Genomic DNA, 24,762 nt, shown 5'->3' with positions numbered 1-24,762 from the left:
TGTCCCATTTTTCATCCTTTCGTACCTCCAGCAGTTAAACCAGAGATAAAGTATTTTTGTAGTGATAGGAATAAAATTGAAATTGGAATCGCAATCAATACTGAACCCGCTGCAAACGTTGTAAATTCATTACCAAATTTCTTCGCTACCATTTCATATAAGCCAACTGCTAAAGTATAATTTTCTGGTGTGCGCAAAATAATACTCGCTAAAATGAAATCTGTAAATGGACCGATGAAAGTGAATAACGCTACAACTGCTACGATTGGCTTTGCAAGCGGCATAATGATTTGCCAAAAAATACGGAAATGTCCTGCCCCATCCATACGAGCTGACTCATCCAATTCTTTCGGAATCGTATCAAAATACCCTTTCATAAGCCATGTATTCATTGGGATTGCCCCGCCTACATAAATTAAAATTAATGCAAGGTGCGTATCAATTAATCCTGTTAACTGCGCTAATACGTATAGAGCGATTAACGCTGCAAAGTTTGGAATCATTTGCAGAATTAAAAATGTTAATAAACCATTTTTTCTTCCAACAAAACGGTATCTCGAAAATGCATAAGCAGTAAAACTAATTGCTAATACTGAGAAAATCATCGTTAAAACACTTACTTTTAATGTGTTTTTATACCATAGTAAATAATTACTATTCTCTAAATCTAATAACTTACGATAATGATCTAACGTTGCATTTTGCGGAATAATACTTGATCCAGATAAACTATCACCCGGATTAAATGATGAGCCAATAATCCATAATAATGGATAGAAAATGATGGCACACATTACGAAAATAACGAAATAACTTAATGAGAGACGTAACATCTTTTGTCTTTTAATATTCATTTACATCATATCCTCTTCTTGGAATGATTTTGTTCTCTTAAATTGCCATAACGCAACTGTAATAACGATTAACGATAAGATCATTGTAAGAGCTGCTGCTTTCCCGTACTGCGCCGAAGTCATCGTTAACTTATAAATCCATGAAATTAAAATATCTGTTCCACCTGCGTCTTGTCCAGCTACAGCAGGACCTCCGCCGTTAAATAGATAGATGATACTAAAGTTATTAAAGTTAAACGTATATTGCGTAATTAATATTGGTGCTGTTGCATATAGAACGAGTGGCAATGTAATTTTACGAAACTGCTGCCACGCTGTAGCTCCATCTACTGTAGCTGCTTCATATAATTCTCCTGGAATCGATTGCAATATACCTGTCGTCATTGCAAAGACGAACGGGAATCCAAGCCACGTTTGAATCATAATTAAAGCAATCTTCGCCCAAAATGGATCTGTCATCCAAGCAATCTTTTCAATTCCGAATAAAGCCAATACTTGATTGTTAATTGCTCCAAATGTTTCATTAAACATACCAGAGAAAACAAGAATAGATACGAATGCTGGGACCGCCCACGGTAAAATGAAGATTGTTCGAATAATTGCCTTCCCTTTAATACCAGGCTGATTTACGATAATCGCTAAGAAAATACCAAGCGCAACTTGTAATGTCGTTGCAACGAATGTCCAAATGACAGTCCAAGAGAATACACTTAAAAATGTCTCTCTCCACATCGGTAATGTAAAGATATCAATAAAGTTTTTAAATCCGACCCAATCTACTAATTTAGCTGGAGGAGAATGATATAAATCATAATTCGTAAATCCAATTAAAATTACGAAGATGATTGGGAATACAACTACAAAGATAAGTAATAGAAAACCTGGCGAAACCATTAAATATGGAAAACCTTGATCTAGTAAATTACGGTATTGCTCTTTTACAGAGTTTAATGGGGTTCCTATATCACGTTTCTTCCCGTTTTGGTATGCATCATATAAATTAAATCCATATATTCCGAGTCCAAACACGATGACGATAAGTGCCAAAATCCCTTCCACTAATAGAAAGACAGAATGATCACGTGGAACTTCTGTACCAAGCGTTACAATTCCCCATAATCCCATATTTAATAAATCAGCAAAGGCTACAATAAATGAACCTGTTAATACTAGAAAAATAAGACCTTTTACAAATTGTTTATTATACATTTGGCCCATGCCTGGAATGATTGATAACATGGTTGCCATTTTCCTATGTTTTGAACCATTTATGACGTTTGCTGGTTCCATAGATGTTTGCATGTTCCTTCCCCCTTTTTTCTGGGAGAGAATTCGTGCCTCTCATACTAGAGGCACGAATTTCACCTTATTTTTTCTTACTATGATTTGCCTCAATATTACCTTTAATTTGCTTCACAGCATTATCAAGCGCTGCTTTTGGTGCCTCTTTATCTGTAACAACTAATTGAAGTGCATCTCCAGCTGGTTTCCATACTTCTTGCATTTCTGGAATGTTTGGCATTGGAATGCCATTTTCTGATTGCGTTGCAACTGCTTTTGCAGCTTCATTTTCTTTAATAATTGGATCTTCCATTACTGATTTTACTGGAGGAATTTCTTTTGTTTTCTCAAATCGAATTTTTGCGTTTTCTTCATTCGTTACCCATTCAGTGAACTTTGTAGCTAAATCATTTTGTTTAGAGAAACTTGTTACATGCCATCCTTTAACCCCAACAAATGTTTTCATCGGTTGACCATTTGGTAATTTCGGCATTGGAGCCACACCATAATCAATTCCGTTCTTTTCCATTGCTTGGAACGCCCATGGGCCGTTCATGATAGATGCTGCTTTTCCTTCGTTAAATAGTCCATCAGCAGCAGGTCCACCAGATTCACCGATAATACCTTTCGGGAATAACTTTTCTTTGTACCATTTTTGAAGATATTCAGCACCTTGTACTGCTCCGCTATTATTTAATCCAACATCACTTGCATTTGGCTTTCCATCTTTTTCACCAAACACATAACCACCCATACCTGCCATGAATGCATTAGCAAAGTAGAAGTTATCTCCTAATGTTAAGAATCCGTACTTGCCATCCTTCGTAAATTCTTTTGAGAAGTTAAACAGCTCGTCCATCGTTTCTGGTGCTTTTGGCATTAATTTTTTATTGTAAATAAAGATTGGTGTCTCAATCGCTTTTGGTAAACCATATAATTTCCCATTATATGTCTGTGCTTCTATTGATAAATCAGTAAATTTACTCTTTACAGCATCATCAGCTTTCACTTCAGAAAGTAAACCTTCTGTTACTGCGTTTCCTATTTGGTCATGTGGCAATGTTACAACATCTGGTCCCGTCCCCGCTGGTCCATCAAGGCGTAACTTCTTCACTTGATCTGTCATTTGCATTTCAACAACTTTTACTTTTACTTTATATTTTTCCTCAAAGCTTTTCACTGCTGGTTCTAAACCAACACCTTTTTTATCATCTTCCCAAACGAGAAGATCATAATCTTTCTTTGCTTTACTTTCTTCTTTTTTCCCTGAATCTTTCGGTCCACATGCAGATAACATACCAATTGATAATGCTGAAACCGTTAATAATGATAATGCTTTCTTCATCCCAAAAACCTCCCAAAATTGTATATGTACCTCACTAATTGAAAACGTTTGCATTGAATAGTTTAATAGAAGCGCAAACAATATATCAATCTATGAAAACGTTTGCGCTATTTGTCTATCATTATACATTCTTTTATTCATTTTGCAAATATTAATTTTAAAATATTATTACTATACTCTTTATACATTGACTTTATATGAAATGAATACTACTCTTATAAGCAATATTAAAGCCATGTAAAAAGCAATCGTTTGCAACATATGCTTTATTATTATACTTAAGGGAACAATATGCATGGAGATATTAAAGGGGGATTTTCTATATGCTTAAAGAAGCCATTTATCATAGGCCAAAAGATAATTATGCATACGCTTACGATGAAAAAACAATTCACATTCGTATACGCACAAAGAAAGACGATGTTCACAGTACAACTCTTATTTACGGTGATCCATACGAATGGAAAGATGGGAAATGGATTTCATCAAGTACACTGATGAAAAAAACTGGTTCTACTGCATTGTTTGATTATTGGTCTATTTCCATCAAACCAAAATTTAAGCGCTTACGTTATGGATTCGAATTAAAAAATGATACAGAAACTCTTATTTATGCAGAGCGAGGATTTTTTTCCAATATTCCAAATGATGATGTTGGTAACTTTTTCTGTTTCCCATTTATTCATGCAAACGACGTATTCAAAGCACCTTCTTGGATTAAAGACACCGTTTGGTATCAAATTTTCCCAGAACGGTTCGTGAATGGGGATCGTGCACTAAATCCAGAAAACACCCTTCCTTGGGGCAGCGCTGAGCCAACTCCAACTAATTTTTTCGGGGGAGATTTTGCTGGTATTATTCAAAACCTTGATTACCTTGTGAAGCTTGGAATTTCGGGAATTTATTTCACACCTATTTTCAAAGCACATTCAAATCATAAATATGACACGATTGACTACATGGAAATCGATCCGCAATTTGGTACAAAAGAAACTTTCAAAGAACTCGTTCAGGCATGTCATACACACGGTATAAAAGTAATGCTCGATGCCGTGTTTAATCATAGCGGATACTTTTTCGATAAATTTCAAGACGTACTAGAAAATGGTGAGAAATCAGCTTATAAAGAGTGGTTCCATATTCATGAGTTCCCAATTAGAACTGAGCCCCTTCCGAATTATGATACTTTCGCGTTTACACCGTATATGCCTAAATTAAATACAGCACACCCAGATGTAAAAGAATACTTACTTGAAGTAGGGCGTTATTGGGTAAGAGAATTCAATATAGACGGTTGGCGCCTTGATGTAGCAAATGAAGTCGACCACAGCTTTTGGAGAGAATTCCGAAGTGAGATAAAGGCATTAAATCCTGAAGTATATATTTTAGGCGAAATTTGGCACGATGCACTTCCATGGCTACAAGGAGATCAATTTGATGCTGTAATGAGCTATCCTGTTACAAATGCTCTACTATCTTACTTTGCTAACGATTCCATTAAGGCAAATGAATTTATGAAACAAATTACAGAATCTCTACATTCCTATTCTATGAATGTAAATGAAGCAGCGTTTCATTTATTAGACAGCCATGATACACCAAGAATATTGACAACATGTAACGGAGATAAAAATAAGTTAAAGCTACTTTATGTATTCCATCTTTCTTTCATCGGCTCTCCTTGTATTTATTATGGAGACGAAATTGGTATGGACGGCGGTATGGACCCAGATTGCCGCAAATGTATGATTTGGGATACGAAAGAACAAGATCATCTATTATTTACACATGTACAAACATTAATTTCATTACGGAAACAATATAAAGCATTTGGAGGACATGGTACTTTCCAATTCATCGAAGCAAATGATGAACATAATTATATTTCTTATACGAAAACATATAAAGATGAAACTATCTTTTTCGTTTTAAATCCGACTAATAGTGATGTTACAGCTTCACTGCCTCTCCATGTTACTGGAAAGAAAATCATTAACATTTATACAAACGAAGAATTTTCAGCGGAAGCAAGTGCATTACAAGTTACACTTCCTCCATATGGATTTTCAATCTTAAAATGGTAATAAAAAATCCTTATGCCAAGGTGTGGCATAAGGATTTTTTTATTTTAATTTAAATACCATCGCTTCATATGGACGTAATGTAATGTTATCTATTGATCCACTCTCTACGTCGTAATTGTGTATGAATAACTCTGATTCACTATAACTAATATCCTCAGGCATTTCAAATACACTATCATCCGCCGTAAAGTTTGCAATAACAAGAAGTTTTTCTTCTCCATATGTTCTTACGTATGCAAAAATAGAAGGATTATTATCTAATATTAAATCATACGATCCATACACAACTATTTCATTATTTTTGCGTAACTCAATTAATTTTTTATAGTAATAAAAAATTGAGTTTTCATCTTGGATTGCACTCTTCACATTAATTTCTTTATAATTAGGATTTACCGAGATCCACGGCTCACCTGTTGTAAATCCAGCATGATTCTCATCATCCCACTGCATCGGTGTTCTAGCATTATCTCGGCCTTTTATATAAATAGACTGCATCACTTTCTCTATATCTTCACCGCGCTCTATAACTTTTTCCTTATACATATTTAATGTTTCAATATCTCGATATTCATCAATCGATTGGAATCGAACGTTCGTCATTCCGATTTCTTCTCCTTGATAAATATACGGTGTTCCTTTCATCATATGAAGCACCGTCGCTAACATTTTCGCAGATTCAGTGCGATACATTCCATCATTACCAAAACGAGATACAACGCGAGGCTGATCATGGTTATTCCAATACAGACTATTCCATCCTTTATTCTCTAATGCTTTTTGCCACTTTGTTAAATTCTCTTTTAAAGTAAGGAGTGAACATGGTTTTACATCCCATTTTCCGCCTTCTCCCGAATCTAAATCCATATGTTCAAATTGGAATACCATCTGCAATTCTTTTCGTTCTTCCCCAGTATACAATCTCGCTTCTTCTGTCGTTACACCAGGCATTTCACCAACTGTCATAATATCATAATGAGACAATACTTCCTCATTCATTTCATGCAAGTATTTATGAATATTTGGGCCGTTCATAAAATGCTTATGACCTGAAACATATCCCTCTTCCTCTGTTTCAACAGTTGGTAAACCTTCTTCTTTAGAAATAAAATTGATTACATCCATACGGAATCCATCAATTCCTTTTTCTAACCAAAACTTCATCATTTCATAAACATCTTGTCTTACCTTTTCATTATCCCAATTTAAATCTGGCTGTTTTTTAGAAAACAGATGTAAATAATATTCATCTGTTATTTCATCATACTGCCATGCAGATCCACTAAAAGCCGCTCCCCAGTTATTCGGCTCTTTTCCCTCTTTTCCAGGACGCCATATATAGTAATCTCTATATGTATTATCTTTTGATTTACGTGATTCAATAAACCAATTATGTTCATCAGAAGTATGATTAACAACTAAGTCCATCATAAGTTTCATATTACGTTCATGCATTTCATGTAATAGCTCGTCCCAATCTTCCATTGTTCCGAACTCGTTCATAATTTTACAATAATCACTTATATCATAACCATTATCATCATTTGGAGATTCATAGACTGGGGATAACCAAATGACATTAATCCCTAATTCTTTTAAGTAGTCTAGCTTTGAAATAATACCACGAAGATCCCCAATACCATCACCGTTACTATCCATAAAGCTACGAGGATAAATTTGATATACTACACTTTCTTTCCACCACTGTTTTTCCATTATGCTACCCCATTTCATTAATAATTCGATTTTCTCTTTTTTAAGGCGCAAACGTTTTCATTAATGAATGATAACAGATTCTATCTTAATTTAAAATAGCGCTTACAACTTTTGTTCTTATTTTTCTAAGAAAACATACGAAAATTACTAATATTCCTCTAATAAATGAAAACGTTTTATATTTTTATTTATTTTTTGAATCTATTAGTTTATAATGAACTCAAAGAAAACGTTTGCATATTTTTTCTAGGGGGCAATACCATGGCAGAATTGAAATTAGAAAACATTTATAAAATATATGATAATAACGTAACAGCTGTAACCGATTTTAATTTACACATTCAAGATAAAGAGTTTATCGTCTTTGTCGGTCCTTCTGGATGCGGAAAATCTACAACATTACGAATGGTGGCTGGACTTGAAGATATTTCAAAAGGAGAGTTTTCAATTGATGGTAAGCTAATGAATGATGTCCCTCCAAAAGATCGCGATATCGCAATGGTCTTCCAAAACTATGCTTTATATCCACATATGAGTGTGTATGATAATATGGCATTTGGATTAAAACTTAGAAAAATACCAAAAGATGAAATCGATCGTCGTGTGAAAGATGCAGCAAAAATTTTAGGACTGGAACAATATTTAGATAGAAAACCGAAAGCGTTATCTGGTGGACAACGTCAACGTGTCGCGTTAGGTAGAGCAATCGTTCGAGACGCGAAAGTTTTCTTAATGGACGAACCTTTATCCAACTTAGACGCTAAATTACGTGTTGCAATGCGCTCAGAAATTTCTAAATTACACCACCGCCTTGGAACGACAACAATTTATGTAACACATGATCAAACAGAGGCAATGACAATGGCTTCACGTCTCGTTGTTATGAAAGACGGAAAGATTCAACAAATCGGCACTCCAAAAGAAGTATATGAAACACCTGAAAACATTTTCGTTGGTGGATTTATCGGTTCTCCAGCAATGAATTTCTTCCGTGGTAAATTAACTGAAACCGATTTCGTTATAGATAATGTAATAAAAATCAAAGTATCTGAAGGAAAAATGAAGATGCTACGTGAACAAGGCTATGTAAATAAGGAAATTGTTTTAGGTATTCGTCCTGAGGACATTCATGATGAACTATTATTCTTAGAAGCTTCACAATCTACTAATTTCACAACAAAAATCGAAGTTGCTGAGTTGTTAGGTGCTGAATCCATTTTATATATGAAACTTGGAAGTCAAGATTTTGCAGCACGTGTTGATGCAAGACATACATTTTCACCTGGAGATCAAATTAAACTAGCGTTTGATATGAATAAAGCGCATTTCTTTGATAGTCAAACTGAACAACGTATTCGTTAAAAAATATTTTTCTATATAACATACAAAAAAACCGTCCACATATATCGAGGGCGGTTTTCATTATTATACGAGGGCTTCTACTGTATGAAATGATTGTCCTTTCGTGCCAATAATACCGAAAATCGGTAAGTCACTCAGCACCACTTCTTCTTGCTGTTTCATAAAAGATGACGTTAATTGTTTTATCTCTATCCAAACGTCATTAATACAAAGTACATTGGAATCGTTCTCTTGTTGGCGAGAAAAAATAGAATCTATTTTATATAAACCAGCATTTTGAAAAAGCATATCAATGCGACTGAATGCATTCAAAGCAATACTGATTACGCGTTGCCAATCTCCTTGTTTTTCCATATCATAGGATACAAAAAGGGCTTCTCCGCCTAGATTCGTAATTTCCTCCACTGTTGCTTGTCCACTTTCTTGATCAATGTCCGTCACAATCACTTTTGCGCCTTGTTTAGCCAACAAAAGAGCTGTATTACGTCCAATACCGATGCCACCACCAGTTACGATAGCAACTTTTCCTGCAAGCTTCATTTTCATTACCCCTTCTTTAAGTCTTACCGCATTCAGTATACTGCTTTATGAGATTAGTCTGCAAGCAAGAAAAGTTGCTCTTTTATTTGTAAGCGATTACTTTTTTACTCCTTCTTTTTTCTTACTATTACGCTGATCGAAAACTAAACCGATGAAAATTAAAATCCCCCAAAAGATTACGCTACCTCCAGTCATTTCAATTTCCCCCTTATTATATAAAGATATTATTTTAATTATTATAACATTTTCTTAATTTTCAATCTATTTAAATTAAAATGATGTAGCTTACTTTTTACTTAGTTTATCACTCTCAAAATATATTGGTGAAACTTTCATCCGTGAGGAGGGCCATCCTCACACTGACTAGTAGCCCCTGCCAATCGGGCTACGCAAATAGCGGGATAAAAAAGCCCTTTTTATTTAGAAATAAAAAGGGCTCTGTGTATTATACAAGACTTATCACTTTCGTTTTTGTAATTAAATCCTGAAAACCACAATTATCTTTGCGGAATAACATCATATATACGTTACATAATATCGGAATTCCAAGTAGTAATATGTTCGGTAATAACAATACAAAAAATCTTATAATTAATGTTTGCAATGTTAACTTTTCACTCTTCAATGAAATTAATTTTATTCTCGTTATCTTTTTACCAAGTGTAACACCGTTCCAAATAAAGGGTACCAAAATAAAATATATCGCCATTAATATAAAAACTACTGCAAGATCATATCTATAATCACCAAAACTAATATTAAAGCGATTAAAAATAGCACTATAATTTCCGGTCATAACAGCTACTACTGCACCATACATAACCGAGATTAAAAACATATCAATTAGGGAAGCACCTATGCGATTCATTACAAGCGCTGGACGATGCATCTTTAACTTCATTTTATGTCGACTCCTTCATATCCTTCTTTACCCGTCTCATCGTACCACTTCTAAAAAACATTGTAAACTAGCGTTTCTCTTACTTTTCTTGTACAATGTGTTACAACAGCATTGTAAAGGAGGTTCCCATATTGAAAAAATGGATAATCCTATTTATCACCTTCCTATTAACCGGTTGTGCAGGAAATACAAATCATATAGCTTATACGATTAACGATGAATACGAACTCATACGTACTTCTGGGAATGCATTTGAACTTTTCCCCACGCAAGATGCTGTATATGCCACACAATACATCCCTGCAAAAATTACAGACATTGGTTGGGATGATAAATACATTATTGCAAAACAAACTGAGGATAAGTCGGATCCGAATAACCCTGACGCAGCAATTGCAAATAAAAAAAGTGAACATTATTGGATTATTGACGTAAAGCATAATAAACGTTTCGGTCCCTATAATGAAAAGCAATTTAATGAACAAAAAGATGCGTTTAAAATTAAGGTACCTTTTCAAAATGTAGATTCATACATAAAAGAACAGAAAAAACAGTCAGCATAATATTTTAAGTGCTGACTGTTTTTTCTTACATGTTTTTAAAAACATCTTACTCAGAAAGTGAGATAGTAAAAGTTTGTGGCTCTTTTACAACGTCTTGCGTTTCTGTATCTCCTGCCACTACGTTATCTGTTGTAAACCTAATATCCTTTACCTTCTCTTTTCCATCATCAAGTATTAAACCGATAATACCATCTCTTGTTTCACCAGGCTTATAGTCTTCTCTTGATACATTTTTTGTACCAACTAGCGTGTCCTCATCATATAAAAAGTTTTGAGTCGCTACTTTAAAATGTTGCTTATCGTTAATCGCAACATCATTCATAGAGAAAAATTGCATATTTTTATTCCCGCTATTTTCCACCTTATATGTAATTTCAACGTAACGAATCGTATCACTAATCTCTGTTCCACTTAGCGATGCATATAATTCTGCATCCTCTTGACTTACTTTATCTCCTAATCTACGCTTTACTTCTTCAGGAGTTAATGCCGTATATATTTTTAATGTATTTTTTGCCTTTTCACTCATCTGTGATAAAGAGATTACTTTCACCTCTTGTACATGAATTTTCATTGGTGCTGCTTCAAATGTTTGATTCACAGATTGAATCTGTTCTAACTTAAAAGTACCCCACCCTGTTTCTTTCACTTTTTGTCCTACTTTTTTCAGCTCACGCCCGCCATATTCTTTTGTTTCAGGAATAGATTCTTTCTTCTTCGGTTCAACTTTCTTTTCTTCTTGATGGAAGCAACCACTTAACATAAGAAGAAAACTACATAAAACAAAAATACTTTTCCATGCTTTCATCATATAATTTCTCCTAACACTATGATTCATTAATATAAATTAGTCCCTAGCCTTGTAAACTATAGAAACAATGAGAAGTCCACAAAACGAACTTGTCAGTCCAGATACTATTATACCTCCTATTTGGAAAATATGAAAATAGGGATTTACGAACGCGTGAACGATACATATAAGAGCTGTCACAATGATTGCCGAAACCCAATACTTCCTTTTTTCTGCAGCTATCATAATATCTTTCCCTGTTTCATCTCTACACTTCCATAGTGCGTATAATAGTAATAATAAACCAACACATGTACTACCGTGTTGCATATATTTATACACTGGAATACTATATAATTCTCTTTGTAAAAATGGTATTACCCTAACGAAATAGCCTGTATTATGAGTAAACGCATCCCAAACGACATGCGTTAGCATACCAAATAAAGCAGAATAGCAAAATACAAAGAAATCCTTCCATGTATGAAGCCCCCACCTCTTATCTACTGCATATGTATAATAGCCAGCAAATGGTTTAGGTAAATGTGTTATAAACGGCTTTTTTAAAATGTAATGATATATGTATGCTAACAGAAATACAAGTGGTAAATTTAAATATAAGAACCCAAGCCATGTATGCCCAATAACACCATACGGTCTAAAGTGTAAAAAATATTCAAAATCAGGTGCCATACTCCCTAATATAAGAGCCGTTACTGAAATATATTTGGACTGCTTTTTCACAAAAGGAAGAACTGCTGCTGGATGTGCGAATGTAAACGGCATATGTTAACTCCTTTTCATATCTTCAATAGAATACCATCTATCATAACGAGAGAATTGATCTTGATGCAATATTTATTTTCACATTGGAATATGATAGTTTCCATGTTATAATCCACATGGAATATTTAGAAAATAAGAAGGGGTTCACGTGTCATTAACACTAGTCTTCTTTCTTGTTCTGTTTACCTTGTTTTTAAGTACATACATTGGATTTTTTCTATGGAAGCATTTAAAAATTATAAAATACACACCTGCTCTCGTTGGCTTTATGAGCGTTCTTTTCATTTTTATATGGAAGAGGATGACTTTCGGCTGGGAAGGTCTCGGTTTTGGCGCACTTCAGTATACAATTCTAGCCGCAAGCTGTCTTACACTTATATTTGCTGCCTTTTTAGAATCAAAATCCGTTATGAATTGAGGTTTATATATTGATTGACGTACCCTTTTTAAAAAATGTCACATTAAAAAAAGAAAATATCCCTAGTTTTTCCGTATATCCTTACTGTCTACCCGCTATCCGAACATTACAATCATTAGCTTTTCATCCAAATGTAACATTCATTATTGGAGAAAACGGAACGGGTAAATCAACATTACTCGAAGCAATTGCAATTGCTTTAGGATTTAATGCAGAAGGTGGAACGAAAAACTTCCGCTTTAGCACAAACGATTCACATTCAACTTTACATGAATACCTTCGAATTTCCAAAAGTTTCAATACACCAAACGACGGTTTCTTTCTTCGCGCTGAATCATTTTATAACGTTGCTTCTTATATTGATGAAATAGATGCTATAAAATCTTATGGAGGTGTTTCACTTCATGAGCAATCCCATGGTGAATCATTTTTCTCCTTATTTATGAATCGTTTTTCAGGACAAGGTTTATACATTTTAGATGAGCCTGAGGCCGCTCTATCACCAATGAGACAACTTTCCATGCTCATTCGAATGCACGAACTAGCGGAACAAGGTTCACAATTTGTTATCGCAACTCACTCTCCTATTTTAATGGCTTATCCTGAATCCACTATTTATTCTTTAACACAAGAAGGAATTCACGAATCCACATTAGAAGAAACCGAGCATTACCAAACGACGAAACTTTTCTTTGAAAATCGCGATCGATTATTCCATCATTTATTTGAATCGTAAAAAAAGAAGCAGCAATAGCTGCTTCTTTTTTATAGTGCTTCTATAAATAATGCTACCCCAATACCGCCACCGACGCATAGAGAAGCAATTCCTTTTTCCAAGCCACGTCGTTTTAATTCATGAATTAAACTTACCGTAATACGAGCTCCCGTACAACCGATTGGGTGCCCAAGTCCTACACCACTACCGTTTACATTCACTTTTTCACGGTCTAAACCTAATTCTTTCTCTACAGCTAAATATTGAGCCGCGAAAGCTTCATTAATTTCAAGTAAATCAGCATCTTCTAATGACCAATCTACTTTTTCTAATCCTTTTCGAATCGCTGGTGCTGGTCCAATACCCATAATTTTCGGATCTACTCCAGCTACTGAATATCCAACAATTCTAGCTAACGGTTGTAAGCCTTTTTCTTTCGCTTTTTCTTCGCTCATTAATACAAGAACAGCACTTCCATCATTAAGGCCAGATGCATTCCCTGCCGTTACAGATCCATCTTTACGGAAAGCTGGTTTTAATCCTGCTAATTTTTCCGCTGTAATATCTGCACGTGGATGTTCATCCTTCGAAAATACTACTTCTTTTCTACGTTCTTTTATCGTAATAGGAACAATTTGATCGTCAAAGTATCCAGACTCGATTGCATTTAGTGCCAATGTATGACTACGAAGTGCAACTTCATCTTGTTCCTCTCTTGTAATTTCATATTGGTCAACTAAGTTTTCCGCTGTTTCCCCCATCATAATATGATGGATTGGATCTTCTAACACTTCCCACACTGTATCACGAATTTCTCCGTGCTGTAGACGTTGTCCCCAGCGGTGCTGTTTTAATGCATAAGGGCTTGAACTCATTGCTTCTACTCCACCTGCAACCACAACATCACTTACACCTAATTGAATTTGCATTGCAGCTGACATAATTGCTTGCATACCTGAAGAACATTGGCGTTGGATTGTATAACCCGTAACTGTGTCAGGAAATCCTGCCGCTAATGCAGCCGTTCTCGCCGTATTTGCTTCATCAGTTCTTTGAATGCAATGACCTAAAATCACTTCATCAACTTCGTGTGGTTCTACCCCGCCTCGTTTTACAGCTTCCTGAAGTACAGGAACAGCTAATTCTACTGGCGTTACATTTTTTAGCGCTCCTCCAAAAGTTCCAATTGGCGAACGAACTGCAGCTGTAATAACAACATTATGCATTTTGCACTTGCCCCTCTCTTATGTACCCTAGTCAGTTTTTAGGTGAAATTCCATAAGATGTATGTCTACAACTATCATACTATAAACATACTAAAAAATCAAAATATTTAATATAATAAAAATAGAAGGAATTAACCTTCTATTCTGTTAATGCGTATAGGAATTTTTGTAAAATCTTCTCTGTTGTTTTATTCAAATTCGGTAACTTATCTACCGGAAAATATTGAAGCTGTAATCCTTCATGATCAAGTTTAACTTCCCCACTCACATGATGCCCCTGATACAGATGAATGACATTAAAAATTTCATCTCCATTTGGATATTGGAAGTACACTTCTTTTCCCGAAAGAACCCCGATAAATTGCATAATTTTCGCATTGAGTCCCGTCTCTTCAAATAGTTCTCTGCGAGCAGTTTCTTCTGTCGTTTCTCCTAGCTCCATCGCGCCACCAGGTACACCCCAATCATATGTATCTGAACGATATTGAAGCAATACTTCTTGATTATCATTTAAGATAATAACTGCTGACCCTACTAGAATAAGCGGCCTTGTACCAACGACTTTGCGTAACTCTTCAATATACCCCAATATGTAAACTCTCCTTTCCTCACCCTCCCTTATCATAACAAAATTTTTCTCCTTTTGTTGATGTAATTTTAAAGAAAAAAAGGAAGCTTTCGCCTCCTTTTTTCACCTTTATTTCTTAAAACTTTCATATTTTACAGCTTCAAAAGCTTCTTCTATTTCATCATTACGATAATGGACATATGTAAAACGACCTAATTCTACTAATCTTGCTATTTCTTGTAACGCTTTATGTTGCTCATATGTTTCCTCCAGCTTAATATGTACATAAAACTTCATTAATGGATGTTCATATAAAGGTTCTCCCACCTCTACATATACATCTTCCACCCCTTGCACAACTCTTACATAACTTGCAAATTGATAAAGAGCTTCTCTGTCTGAAACGATTTTTAATGTATACATATATTCTCCCCCTTTCCTTTACTATATCAAAAAGACGATCACACTACGTTATAGAACTATGAAATTTTTTTGACTTCTAATCTACATATTCGCGTAATAAACAAGGCGTTTATCCATACATAGTACCTTTTTTCCACATATATTATAGGAAGAATTTCTTCAGTTGAGGTGTTCCTTATGGATCCATACGTCAATATATGTATTTGCATTACTCCAGGCGCTGATATTTCTGATGACCGTATTGCAAAAGATTTAGCAGTTGCAGAGTCAATTTGGCACCCCATTACATTTCAAATTCAAGAAGTAATTGTTTTAAATGAAATTTTCCGTTTTTCTGACCGTGAAATTAGTTATAAAGATTCTATTCAAAGTCAGGAAAAATTAGCATCCTTTTTCCAAACATGTGTAAATGAAGCTCCTGCATGCGACCTTTATATTTGTTATATTGGCAGTGATTATTTCAAAGAAACAGCAGTAATTGCCTGTGCTTACTCTTTAGCAAAACAGCAGCAACTTACTGGTTATATCGTTTTAACAAATTCAGCTGCTCCCATAAAAAACATATATACGCTCGCTCATGAAATTGGTCATATTTTATTTACAAGACGTGTTCACGGAAAACTTACTCACGCAGATCCTCATTCCCCAACTGGTTCGGAGCACCACCCCTCTCCAACAAACCTTATGTATCCGATAGTCCCGCGCCCAGAAAATGTTCATATTCAGTCCCTAATAACAAACGAACAAAAAGCACTCTCTTTACAAAGCTCTTTATTACAAAGAAAAAAACAGTAACGACCTTGTTACTGTTTAAAACAACTTATTCCAATCCACAAACCAAATCCCGGCTGCTAGAAATAAAAATAGGTAACTAAACATAAACGTAACACCTCTAAAAATCCCTATATAATATTTCTTTGGAAATAATTTTTTGCATATCCAAAGCAGCCACTTTCCTATTAAACCGAAGAACAAAACATAACCCGATGTGTCATCTAATAAAGTATTGAAATAGTCATCATGTACCTTTTTCGAAAAGGTAGTATATAGCCCCAAAATCGTTAAACCTAAAATATAATAGACAATATACCTAGAAATATACTTTGCATATTTGTTCCCCCCTTAATAAAAGATTCAGTTCGTGCACTATTAATATAAAGCTAGCTTACAGTTTTTTTCTCCTCATTTTTCAAAGACCATCTCATTAATACATATATACTTCCGTACAGAAATAAAGGCTCTAGCATTCCCCAATATGAGTTGTTCTTCCCTAATTCTTTAAATACAAACATAATGAATAGTGGTACGATAACAGCTAGTATTCCAATCCATCCAAGTATATACGCTTCACCTATTAACAGCACTAATAAAACCATTCCCGCTAGTATATAACTTTGCATAGTAGTTAATTGTAATACAGGTGTCCCATACCATTTATTCATAAACATTAATAATACTAGTAATAAAATTGGTAGCAATGCTGCTACATAAATAATGCTAAATTCTTTTATTTTACTCTTAAATGATGACATCTTAAAAGCAAAGATAATACCCACAATAGTAATCATTAAAACAATCGGGTACCCAATCAATTGTACATTCGTTAATGTAAATTCATGATTCGGACTTTCAAATAAAATATTTGTAAGTAACCAATATCCACCTATCCCAATTATCATTCCTAAAATAGTCTTTATACTCCCGCCTTTATCCTTCTCCATCTCTTTCGCTAATTCTTCCGCATACTCTTTTGGTGAATCACCAAATATATCACTTACCGTCTTTCCTTCTTGCTCTCCTTCTATTAAATGAAGCTCTGCATCTTCTATAAAGGCATCCACATCTTCTTCTTTCATTCCCTTTGTTATTAAATACACTTTCGTATCAATTAAAAACTTTTCCCCTTCTTTAGAAATCTTCATAATAATCCCTCCCTTATTAAACAGTTTCTCTTCTATTCGTCTTCATCATAATTTCAAGGAAAATTAAAATAAATAAACTTCCATATAAACATATAATTTGAAATAACATTGGCACGAGATCTTCAGATGTAAATGTTTTAAACACTAACATAATAGAAAGTGGAATAATTAAATATAAGTTTTTAAACCATCCTTCAACATACATATTTATCGCTACTGTGATAATAAAAATACCTCCAGCTAATATATAACTTTGCATTTCGGTGAATGTGAGCATTTTTGTAGGATATATCACATCTAATATACTAACAGCTCCTATTAAAAACATTGGCGCAATCATGACTAAAGACCACATAGAAAACCATGTTTTTGTAAATCTTGTTACGAAGGTCATTTTCCGAAGTAGAAAATTAGGACCCATTACAGCTACGATCAATGTAAAACTATAGCCAATGCACTGAATAAGTGAAATTTGTAAAACTCCGTTATTCACTATTAAGATGGAAGCAATAATCCAAAACGACACGATATTCATTACCGTAAATCCAATTTGCTTCCACGTTTCCTGTCTATCCCTTTCCATTACTTTTACAAGTTCATTTGCATATTCTTTCGGTGAGCTTCCGAAAATTTCTTCTACGCTTTTCCCATCACTCTCACCTTCTATTAAATGAAGTTCTGCGTCTTCGATAAAGCTTTCGATGTCACTTTCTTTCACACTCTTTGCCGCTAAAAATAATCTCATATCTAATAAAAACTTTCGTGCTTCACTGGATAGCATTATTTTTCTCTCCCCTTCCCCTCAAGTAGACGCTCTACACTACTTTGCATCGCTTCCCAGCGATCCATAAATTCATTAAGTGCTTCCTCGCCTTTTTCTGTTAATGTATAGTATTTTCGCTTTGGTCCAGATGGAGATTCCTTCATTACACTTGTTATTAATCCTTCCTTTTGCATTCGTATTAATAACGGATAAATACTTCCTTCACTTGCCATGGTAAAGCCATACTTCGCTAGCTTTTCACTCATTTCATAACCGTATATTTCACCTTCAGAAATAATAGCAAGTAAGCATCCTTCTAAAATCCCTTTCAGCATTTGACTTGTCGACATAACTCAAATCCTCCCACTATCTTGTTTTACAAGATAGACAAGCGTAAGTATCTTGCTTTACAAAATAGTATAGCAAGGACTATTTTGTAAAGCAAGATAGCTAGCGATATTTTTCCAAATCTTTGCAGGATTTTTATTATCCACTCTCTAAATAGAGCAATATGAGAACTTTATTACGAAAGGATGTTTTTCACCATGGTTACGAATCGAGTTGTTTTTTTAACAGGTGCTGCAAGTGGTATTGGTTATGAAATGGGAAACGCTTTTGCAAAAGAAGGTGCAAAAGTTGTTATTACCGATCGTCTTGAAGAACGTGCAATAGAAGCTGCTAACCAATTACAAAAAGAAGGCTATCAAGCTATCGGTTTAAAATGTGATGTTACATCTGAAGAAGTAGTTACAGCTGCAATTTCTCAAACAATTAATCATTTCGGTTCATTAGATATATTAATTAACAACGCAGGAATGCAACACGTGTCACCAATTGAAGATTTTCCAACCGAAAAGTTCGAACTACTTATTAAAATTATGCAAATCGCCCCTTTTATCGCAATTAAGCATGCTTTCCCGATTATGAAAAAGCAAAAATATGGTCGTATTATTAATGTAGCTTCCATTAATGGCCTCGTTGGATTCGCTGGAAAAGCTGCCTACAATAGCGCGAAACATGGCGTAATTGGATTAACAAAAGTTGCCGCTTTAGAAGGCGCTACTCACGGTATTACTGTAAATGCTCTTTGTCCTGGTTACGTCGATACCCCTCTTGTGCGTAATCAACTACAAGATTTAGCTACTACACGAAATGTACCACTTGAAAATGTTTTAGAAGATGTCATTTATCCACTTGTACCACAAAAACGCTTATTACAAGTACAAGAAATCGCGGATTATGCTATGTTTTTAGCAAGTGAAAAAGCTAAAGGGATAACTGGACAAGCTGTCGTTATCGATGGTGGTTATACTGCTCAATAAAGTGAAACTTTATTGAGTGGGGGTTTTCTTTATCCCCCACCTAACTTCTTTGCTTTCACTGAAGTTTAAGGTGGGGTCTTACTGCCCATTAATGCGGGATAAAAAATAAGGTTTGCTCACGAAGAGCAAACCTTATTTTTTATCCCGAGGATCGTCATACTGTAGTAATTCCCGCGGCAACTTTTCTATTGCAACAATTACCCCATCTAATTTACTTTCAATTCGATGGAGTAAATATAATGTTACAACAATGGGAAACCCTACATTACCTATCATTTTGATCCACTCTTCCATCTTTTTCGCCTCCTTTCATTATATAAATAAGAGAAAAGAACATATTTAGGCATAAAAAAACAAGCTATTATGTATTAGCTTGTTTTTTCAAACAATGATGCAATTTCTCGCTTATAATCCCCACGTATAATTCCTTTTTCAGTAATAATACCTGTAATTAATTCATTCGGTGTTACGTCAAATGCAGGATTATAAACATCAGTTCCAATTGGCGCCACTTGTTTCCCAAAAATTTTCGTAACTTCTGTTTCATCTCTTTCTTCAATAACAATTTCTGTACCTGTTTGTTTCGTAATATCAAACGTAGATAACGGAGCTGCAACGTAGAACGGGATATCGAAATACTTTGCTAATATCGCTAAATTCATTGTTCCGATTTTATTTGCTGTATCTCCATTTGCAACAATTCGGTCCGCTCCTACAATAATCGCGTTTATTTCTTTCGTTTGAATAGCATGCGCTGCCGTATTATCTGTAATAAGTGTTACATCAATAGCTGCCTGTTTTAATTCCCAGGTCGTTAAACGTCCGCCTTGTAAAACAGGTCTCGTTTCACACGCATACGCATGTAAATGTACACCTTTTTCTTTCCCAATATAAAACGGTGCTAATGCAGTACCATATCTAGCAGTTGCAATACTGCCAGCGTTACAAATTGTTAAAATATTATTCCCGTCTTTAAAGCATGTTAATGCATGTTCTCCAATACTCCGGCATACCGCTTCATCTTCTTGCTGAATGAGAAGCGCTTCTTCTTCTAATATTTTTTGTGCTTCTTTTATTGTAGTAATATCTTGAATAGATTCTCTCATACGATCGATTGCCCAAAATAAATTGACTGCTGTCGGACGTGATGTTCCTAAATAATTACAATCTCTATTAAACTTCTTTTGAAATTCTTCCATATGTACAGTGTTATATTTTTTGGATGCAAGCGCCAAGCCAAATGCAGCTACAATTCCAATTGCAGGTGCTCCTCCCACTTCTAACATGACAATACTCTTCCATACCTCTTCAATCGTCGTTAATGTGTTATATTCTGTGCTATGCGGCAACTTTGTTTGATTTAATACTGCAATAGCATCCCCTTTCCAACTGACAGACCTCGGAATAGTAACAATTGTACTCATGCTTTTATCCCTCCAGAAACCGTCTGTTGAAATAATGTTCGGAACAGTTGAATATCAGCACTCTTAGATTCATATTTTATTAGTTCTTTACCTAAGGATAGCGCTTGTTTCTTAGCTTGAATTCTCGCTTCTTTATTTGCTATTTCATCTAAATCAGCTACATGTGCTAAGCCAATTGTTCTACGGATAAGCTCACATCCGGCAAATCCGACAGCATCCGTAAAAATATTTTGCAAAATAATTGGTAGCCATTGCTTTTCTTTCGTATATGCCTCTACACCTTCTCCAATCCATAACCTCGTAAAAGTTTCTACAAAATAACTCCACGTCTTCTCTATATGGAAAAATAGCAAATTTCTCTGTTCTTCTTCTCTAGATAGAGCATTTAATAATAGATTTGCAATAAATTGACCAAGATCAAATCCAAATGGGCCATATGTTGCAAATTCCGGATCAATCACTTTCGTTTCAGAAGGTGATGAAAAAATACTACCAGTATGTAAATCACCGTGAATAAGCGCTTCTTTTCTCGTTAAAAATTTATATTTATATTGCGCGACTTTTAACTTTAAAGTTTTGTCACTCCACAATTCATCAACCGCTAGTTGTAACTCCGGCTCATAATCATTCGTATCGTAATGACCGAACGGATCTGTAAACACTAAATCTTCTGTAATCTTACAAAGGTCTGGGTTTACAAATGTACCTTCTAGTACCCTTTTCTCTTCTGACTGCAAACCGAAATCTGAGGTGTAAAATAAAACATGTGCTAGAAAACGACCGATATGCTGAGATAAAAGTGGGTACTCTTCTCCGCCTATCAATCCCCTTCTTGTAATTGTTAACCTTGATAAGTCTTCTATGACTGTTACCGCTAACTCTTCATCATGACTGTACACTACCGGAACATAATTTGGTACATACTTCGCAAAGATTTGCAGTGCCTTGCTTTCAATCGTTGCTCTTTTTATAGACAATGGCCAGCTCTCACCAACTACTTTCGCATATGGCAATGCTTGTTTTAATATAATAGACTTCTCTCCATTATCTAATTTGAACACGTAATTTAAATTTCCATCTCCAATTTCATGACAAACTACATTTGCTTTCTTTTCAAAATAACCGTGTTCTTTTGCATATTGTATAGCTGTTTTTTCAGTTAATGAATAATATCCCATCGTCTTCTCCCCCTTTTAAATTCAGAGGTTTTTCTAACACAGAAAAACCTCTTTCCACTAAGAAAGAGGTTTGAAGTTTATCTTCTCCCCTCTTATCTGCCAGAAAGTAAACTTTCTGCTGGAATTAGCACCGTGCCTTTTGGCGTAAATAAACGCCCCATTTCACAATGGTATTACGGTCGGTTGCTGGGCTTCATCGGGCCAAATCCCTCCACCTGCTCTTGATAAGAGTTGTATAATTTTTTGAATTTTTAACTTTATGTTGAAGACTATACCAAGAATAAAAATCACTTGTCAACATTTTATTTGTATAATTCTGGACGACGATCTGCAAAAACCGGAATTCCTTTGCGTACTTCTTTAATTTTCTCGAATGTAAGCTCTCCAAATAAAATTGATTCTTCTTCATTCGCTTCCACAACAACTTCGCCCCAAGGATCGACAATTAAAGAATGACCGGCAAACTCATTATTCGGATCCTTTCCTGCCCTATTACATGCAACAACATAACACTGATTTTCGACTGCTCTTGCTTGCAATAACAAACGCCAATGTGCTAAACGAACTAATGGCCATTCTGCTACAACAAATAAAACCTTTGCACCTTTAGCAGTATGAACACGCATCCACTCTGGGAAACGAATGTCATAACAAATTGTGCCGGCGCACTCAACATCATCTAGCTTAAATTCACCTGTACTATTTCCAGCGATTAAATATTTATGTTCATCCATAAGCTGAAATAAATGAACTTTACTATATTCATTGACTAGTTCTCCTTCCTTGTTTACTACATACATTGTATTTGTAACACCTTGCTCTGCTTGCTTCGCTATAGACCCACCGACAATATGTACACCATATTGCTTCGACCATTCTTTCAGCTTTTCTTTCGTTTGCAATCCATCCCTATCTGCAATTTCAGAAAGTCTTGTTAAATCATATCCTGTTGTCCATAGTTCTGGTAAGACGATAACATCTGGTCTTTCCTTCATCGCTTCGCTTATTTTACTTTTAGCGTTCTCAATATTTTTTTCTACATCTCCAAAGACAATATCCATTTGAATACATGCGACTTTCATTTTGTCAGCCCCATTCATAATTTTTTCTTTACAAAATACTGGAAAGATTATATCATTTGTCACTAGAATTGTAACAACTTTCAAAAGAGGTGGAAAGTATGAAATTATTTCAACCTTCTGAGATAGTAACATCATTGCCAACACAATTTTTCGCTTCACTTGTTGCAAAAGTTAACAAAGTCGTTGCAGCTGGTCACGATGTTATTAATCTAGGTCAAGGTAATCCAGATCAACCAACACCGCAGCATATCGTAAAAGCTTTACAAAATGCTGCTGAAAAGACCGTTCATCATAAATATCCGCCATTTCGCGGACACGAAAGCTTAAAAGAAGCCGTGGCAACATTCTATCAACGTGAATATGATGTAGTAGTAAATCCAAAAACAGAAGTTGCTATTTTGTTTGGCGGAAAGGCTGGATTAGTAGAGTTACCAGTTTGTTTTACAAACCCTGGTGATACTATTCTTGTTCCAGATCCAGGCTATCCAGATTATTTATCAGGAGTTGCTTTAGCAAAAGCACAATTTGAAACAATGCCGCTTATTGCAGAAAATAATTTTTTACCAGATTATACAAAAATTGATAACTCTATTGCCGAGCGTGCGAAATTAATGTTTTTAAACTATCCAAATAATCCTACCGGTGCTACTGCATCAAAAGATTTCTTTGATGAGACCATTCATTTTGCAAATAAACATAATATATTAGTTGTTCACGATTTTGCTTACGGTGCTATTGGGTTTGATGGTCAAAAGCCCGTTAGTTTCTTACAAGCAGACGGTGCCAAAGATACAGGAATTGAAATTTACACTTTATCGAAAACTTTCAATATGGCTGGATGGCGTATTGCTTTTGCCGTAGGGAATGAAAGTGTCATTGAAACAATTAACTTATTACAAGATCATATGTATGTTAGTATTTTTGGTGCAGTTCAAGATGCTGCCCGTGAAGCACTTTTAAGTTCACAATCTTGCGTCGTAGATCTTGTAAATAGTTACGAATCTCGCAGAAATGCTCTTATTTCAGCTTGTCACTCAATTGGTTGGAATGTAGACATTCCAACAGGATCATTCTTTGCATGGCTTCCTGTACCAGAAGGATATACATCTGAGCAATTCTCTGATATTTTACTAGAAAAAGCACACGTTGCAGTTGCTCCTGGTGTTGGATTTGGTGAGCACGGCGAAGGCTATGTCCGCGTTGGTCTCTTGCATACAGAAGATAGATTACGAGAAGCCATTAATCGAATTGATAAATTAAATTTTTTCAAAAAATAATTGACAACATGAAAAATATCTGACAAAATTCAGTTATCTTAAAAATTTAAACATTTCTAAATACTTCTTATCAAGAGCAGGTGGAGGGACGAGCCCGACGAAGCCCGGCAACCGATCTACATAATTGTAGACACGGTGCTAATTCTCGCAGCATTACGCTGACAGATAAGGAGCTGGTTGTAAAAAAACCTCTCCTTAGCTGAGAGGTTTTTTTATTTAACT

Annotated in this window: 27 protein-coding genes, 1 pseudogene and 2 riboswitches; of the genes and pseudogenes, 8 read left to right on the top strand and 20 right to left on the bottom strand. The window is 35.1% G+C overall.

Annotated features, from left to right (window positions below):
• Positions 1–11: 11 nt before the first annotated feature.
• The 3 genes from malD to QCI44_RS07560 form a co-directional block, all read right to left on the bottom strand.
• A complete protein-coding gene (gene malD, locus QCI44_RS07570; protein WP_001022595.1) occupies positions 12–854 on the bottom strand; it encodes a maltosaccharide ABC transporter permease MalD in 843 nt (280 codons plus the stop codon).
• Complete coding sequence (gene malC, locus QCI44_RS07565) at positions 855–2,156, bottom strand: maltosaccharide ABC transporter permease MalC (protein ID WP_016086485.1); 1,302 nt, start codon at positions 2,154–2,156, stop codon at positions 855–857. It abuts the gene before it with no gap.
• Between the two features lie 64 nt (positions 2,157–2,220).
• Positions 2,221–3,480 carry an extracellular solute-binding protein gene (locus tag QCI44_RS07560; protein WP_016086484.1) on the bottom strand — a complete coding sequence of 420 codons (1,260 nt, stop codon included), beginning with the start codon at positions 3,478–3,480 and terminating at the stop codon, positions 2,221–2,223.
• 323 nt (positions 3,481–3,803) lie between these two features.
• On the opposite strand from QCI44_RS07560, the gene QCI44_RS07555 reads away from it, so the two are divergent.
• On the top strand, positions 3,804–5,564 hold the full coding sequence (locus QCI44_RS07555; RefSeq protein WP_353811065.1) for an alpha-glycosidase: 1,761 nt from the start codon (positions 3,804–3,806) through the stop codon (positions 5,562–5,564).
• Between the two features lie 39 nt (positions 5,565–5,603).
• Here QCI44_RS07555 and malL read toward each other — a convergent pair whose 3' ends face one another.
• Positions 5,604–7,280: an oligo-1,6-glucosidase gene (gene malL / locus QCI44_RS07550; RefSeq protein ID WP_088084316.1), complete on the bottom strand. Its 1,677-nt coding sequence runs from the start codon at positions 7,278–7,280 to the stop codon at positions 5,604–5,606.
• A 261-nt stretch (positions 7,281–7,541) separates the two neighbouring features.
• On the opposite strand from malL, the gene QCI44_RS07545 reads away from it, so the two are divergent.
• Positions 7,542–8,642: an ABC transporter ATP-binding protein gene (locus QCI44_RS07545; RefSeq protein WP_016086481.1), complete on the top strand. Its 1,101-nt coding sequence runs from the start codon at positions 7,542–7,544 to the stop codon at positions 8,640–8,642.
• 63 nt (positions 8,643–8,705) lie between these two features.
• On the opposite strand, the gene QCI44_RS07540 is transcribed toward QCI44_RS07545, so the two are convergent.
• From QCI44_RS07540 to QCI44_RS07530, 3 genes are all read right to left on the bottom strand, one after another.
• Positions 8,706–9,182: an SDR family NAD(P)-dependent oxidoreductase gene (locus QCI44_RS07540; protein WP_016086480.1), complete on the bottom strand. Its 477-nt coding sequence runs from the start codon at positions 9,180–9,182 to the stop codon at positions 8,706–8,708.
• 96 nt (positions 9,183–9,278) lie between these two features.
• Positions 9,279–9,377, bottom strand: a complete 99-nt coding sequence (locus QCI44_RS07535; protein WP_000145657.1) for a hypothetical protein — start codon at positions 9,375–9,377, stop codon at positions 9,279–9,281.
• A gap of 250 nt (positions 9,378–9,627) precedes the next feature.
• Positions 9,628–10,083, bottom strand: coding sequence for an RDD family protein (locus QCI44_RS07530; protein ID WP_016086479.1), 456 nt, complete (start codon positions 10,081–10,083; stop codon positions 9,628–9,630).
• 131 nt (positions 10,084–10,214) lie between these two features.
• Here QCI44_RS07530 and QCI44_RS07525 point away from each other — a divergent pair, with 131 nt between their 5' ends.
• The gene (locus QCI44_RS07525) at positions 10,215–10,646 is read left to right on the top strand and encodes a DUF3997 domain-containing protein (RefSeq protein ID WP_016086478.1); all 432 of its coding nucleotides are present in this window, start codon (positions 10,215–10,217) and stop codon (positions 10,644–10,646) included.
• 46 nt (positions 10,647–10,692) lie between these two features.
• Here the strand turns inward: QCI44_RS07525 and QCI44_RS07520 are convergent, their stop codons facing one another.
• The gene (locus tag QCI44_RS07520; protein ID WP_098986066.1) at positions 10,693–11,457 is read right to left on the bottom strand and encodes a hypothetical protein; all 765 of its coding nucleotides are present in this window, start codon (positions 11,455–11,457) and stop codon (positions 10,693–10,695) included.
• Positions 11,458–11,493: 36 nt separating this feature from the next.
• The gene (locus QCI44_RS07515) at positions 11,494–12,222 is read right to left on the bottom strand and encodes a DUF4184 family protein (RefSeq protein ID WP_016086476.1); all 729 of its coding nucleotides are present in this window, start codon (positions 12,220–12,222) and stop codon (positions 11,494–11,496) included.
• Positions 12,223–12,370: 148 nt separating this feature from the next.
• Between QCI44_RS07515 and QCI44_RS07510 the strand changes: the two genes are divergently transcribed.
• Together QCI44_RS07510 and QCI44_RS07505 are read left to right on the top strand one after the other, a co-directional pair.
• Positions 12,371–12,640: a hypothetical protein gene (locus QCI44_RS07510; protein WP_116363359.1), complete on the top strand. Its 270-nt coding sequence runs from the start codon at positions 12,371–12,373 to the stop codon at positions 12,638–12,640.
• Positions 12,641–12,650: 10 nt separating this feature from the next.
• A complete protein-coding gene (locus QCI44_RS07505) occupies positions 12,651–13,376 on the top strand; it encodes an AAA family ATPase (protein ID WP_088084319.1) in 726 nt (241 codons plus the stop codon).
• Positions 13,377–13,405: 29 nt separating this feature from the next.
• Here QCI44_RS07505 and QCI44_RS07500 read toward each other — a convergent pair whose 3' ends face one another.
• From QCI44_RS07500 to QCI44_RS07490, 3 genes are all read right to left on the bottom strand, one after another.
• Complete coding sequence (locus QCI44_RS07500) at positions 13,406–14,581, bottom strand: acetyl-CoA C-acetyltransferase (RefSeq protein WP_016086473.1); 1,176 nt, start codon at positions 14,579–14,581, stop codon at positions 13,406–13,408.
• Between the two features lie 139 nt (positions 14,582–14,720).
• Positions 14,721–15,170, bottom strand: coding sequence for an NUDIX hydrolase (locus QCI44_RS07495; protein WP_033659765.1), 450 nt, complete (start codon positions 15,168–15,170; stop codon positions 14,721–14,723).
• A 108-nt stretch (positions 15,171–15,278) separates the two neighbouring features.
• A complete protein-coding gene (locus QCI44_RS07490; RefSeq protein ID WP_000288327.1) occupies positions 15,279–15,572 on the bottom strand; it encodes a DUF3928 family protein in 294 nt (97 codons plus the stop codon).
• A gap of 177 nt (positions 15,573–15,749) precedes the next feature.
• On the opposite strand from QCI44_RS07490, the gene QCI44_RS07485 reads away from it, so the two are divergent.
• Positions 15,750–16,367: an ImmA/IrrE family metallo-endopeptidase gene (locus QCI44_RS07485; RefSeq protein ID WP_016086471.1), complete on the top strand. Its 618-nt coding sequence runs from the start codon at positions 15,750–15,752 to the stop codon at positions 16,365–16,367.
• A gap of 15 nt (positions 16,368–16,382) precedes the next feature.
• Here the strand turns inward: QCI44_RS07485 and QCI44_RS07480 are convergent.
• The 4 genes and pseudogenes from QCI44_RS07480 to QCI44_RS07465 form a co-directional block, all read right to left on the bottom strand.
• A pseudogene (locus QCI44_RS07480) lies at positions 16,383–16,681 on the bottom strand (DNA-binding protein).
• A 51-nt stretch (positions 16,682–16,732) separates the two neighbouring features.
• Positions 16,733–17,494 carry a DUF1129 domain-containing protein gene (locus tag QCI44_RS07475; protein ID WP_016135285.1) on the bottom strand — a complete coding sequence of 254 codons (762 nt, stop codon included), beginning with the start codon at positions 17,492–17,494 and terminating at the stop codon, positions 16,733–16,735.
• A 16-nt stretch (positions 17,495–17,510) separates the two neighbouring features.
• Positions 17,511–18,275 (bottom strand): DUF1129 domain-containing protein, encoded by a 765-nt coding sequence (locus QCI44_RS07470; RefSeq protein WP_016086469.1) that lies wholly within the window; start codon positions 18,273–18,275, stop codon positions 17,511–17,513.
• Positions 18,275–18,607, bottom strand: a complete 333-nt coding sequence (locus QCI44_RS07465; RefSeq protein WP_116363311.1) for a PadR family transcriptional regulator — start codon at positions 18,605–18,607, stop codon at positions 18,275–18,277. The genes QCI44_RS07470 and QCI44_RS07465 overlap by 1 nt, the downstream gene beginning before the upstream one ends.
• Before the next feature lie 195 nt (positions 18,608–18,802).
• Here QCI44_RS07465 and QCI44_RS07460 point away from each other — a divergent pair, with 195 nt between their 5' ends.
• On the top strand, positions 18,803–19,579 hold the full coding sequence (locus tag QCI44_RS07460) for a 3-hydroxybutyrate dehydrogenase (protein ID WP_116363312.1): 777 nt from the start codon (positions 18,803–18,805) through the stop codon (positions 19,577–19,579).
• A 132-nt stretch (positions 19,580–19,711) separates the two neighbouring features.
• On the opposite strand, the gene QCI44_RS07455 is transcribed toward QCI44_RS07460, so the two are convergent.
• From QCI44_RS07455 to QCI44_RS07440, 4 genes are all read right to left on the bottom strand, one after another.
• Entirely contained in the window at positions 19,712–19,873 is a 162-nt protein-coding gene (locus QCI44_RS07455; protein WP_016135288.1) for a YvrJ family protein, read from the bottom strand.
• A gap of 74 nt (positions 19,874–19,947) precedes the next feature.
• Positions 19,948–21,003 (bottom strand): S-methyl-5-thioribose-1-phosphate isomerase, encoded by a 1,056-nt coding sequence (gene mtnA, locus QCI44_RS07450; RefSeq protein WP_353811064.1) that lies wholly within the window; start codon positions 21,001–21,003, stop codon positions 19,948–19,950.
• Positions 21,000–22,181 carry an S-methyl-5-thioribose kinase gene (mtnK, locus tag QCI44_RS07445; protein ID WP_353811063.1) on the bottom strand — a complete coding sequence of 394 codons (1,182 nt, stop codon included), beginning with the start codon at positions 22,179–22,181 and terminating at the stop codon, positions 21,000–21,002. The genes mtnA and mtnK overlap by 4 nt, the downstream gene beginning before the upstream one ends.
• A gap of 89 nt (positions 22,182–22,270) precedes the next feature.
• Positions 22,271–22,412: riboswitch (SAM riboswitch) on the bottom strand.
• Positions 22,413–22,483: 71 nt separating this feature from the next.
• Entirely contained in the window at positions 22,484–23,347 is an 864-nt protein-coding gene (locus QCI44_RS07440) for a carbon-nitrogen family hydrolase (protein WP_016086465.1), read from the bottom strand.
• Between the two features lie 14 nt (positions 23,348–23,361).
• Here QCI44_RS07440 and QCI44_RS07435 point away from each other — a divergent pair, with 14 nt between their 5' ends.
• Positions 23,362–24,540 (top strand): pyridoxal phosphate-dependent aminotransferase, encoded by a 1,179-nt coding sequence (locus QCI44_RS07435; protein WP_016086464.1) that lies wholly within the window; start codon positions 23,362–23,364, stop codon positions 24,538–24,540.
• Between the two features lie 64 nt (positions 24,541–24,604).
• Positions 24,605–24,712, top strand: a riboswitch (SAM riboswitch).
• Positions 24,713–24,762: the final 50 nt, after the last annotated feature.

The sequence above is a fragment of the Bacillus cereus group sp. RP37 genome, assembly GCF_040459695.1.
In the GTDB taxonomy this organism is placed as follows: Bacteria; Bacillota; Bacilli; order Bacillales; family Bacillaceae_G; genus Bacillus_A.
Note: the sequence above shows the minus strand (reverse complement) of the source record. Positions and strands in the feature narration are given on the sequence as shown.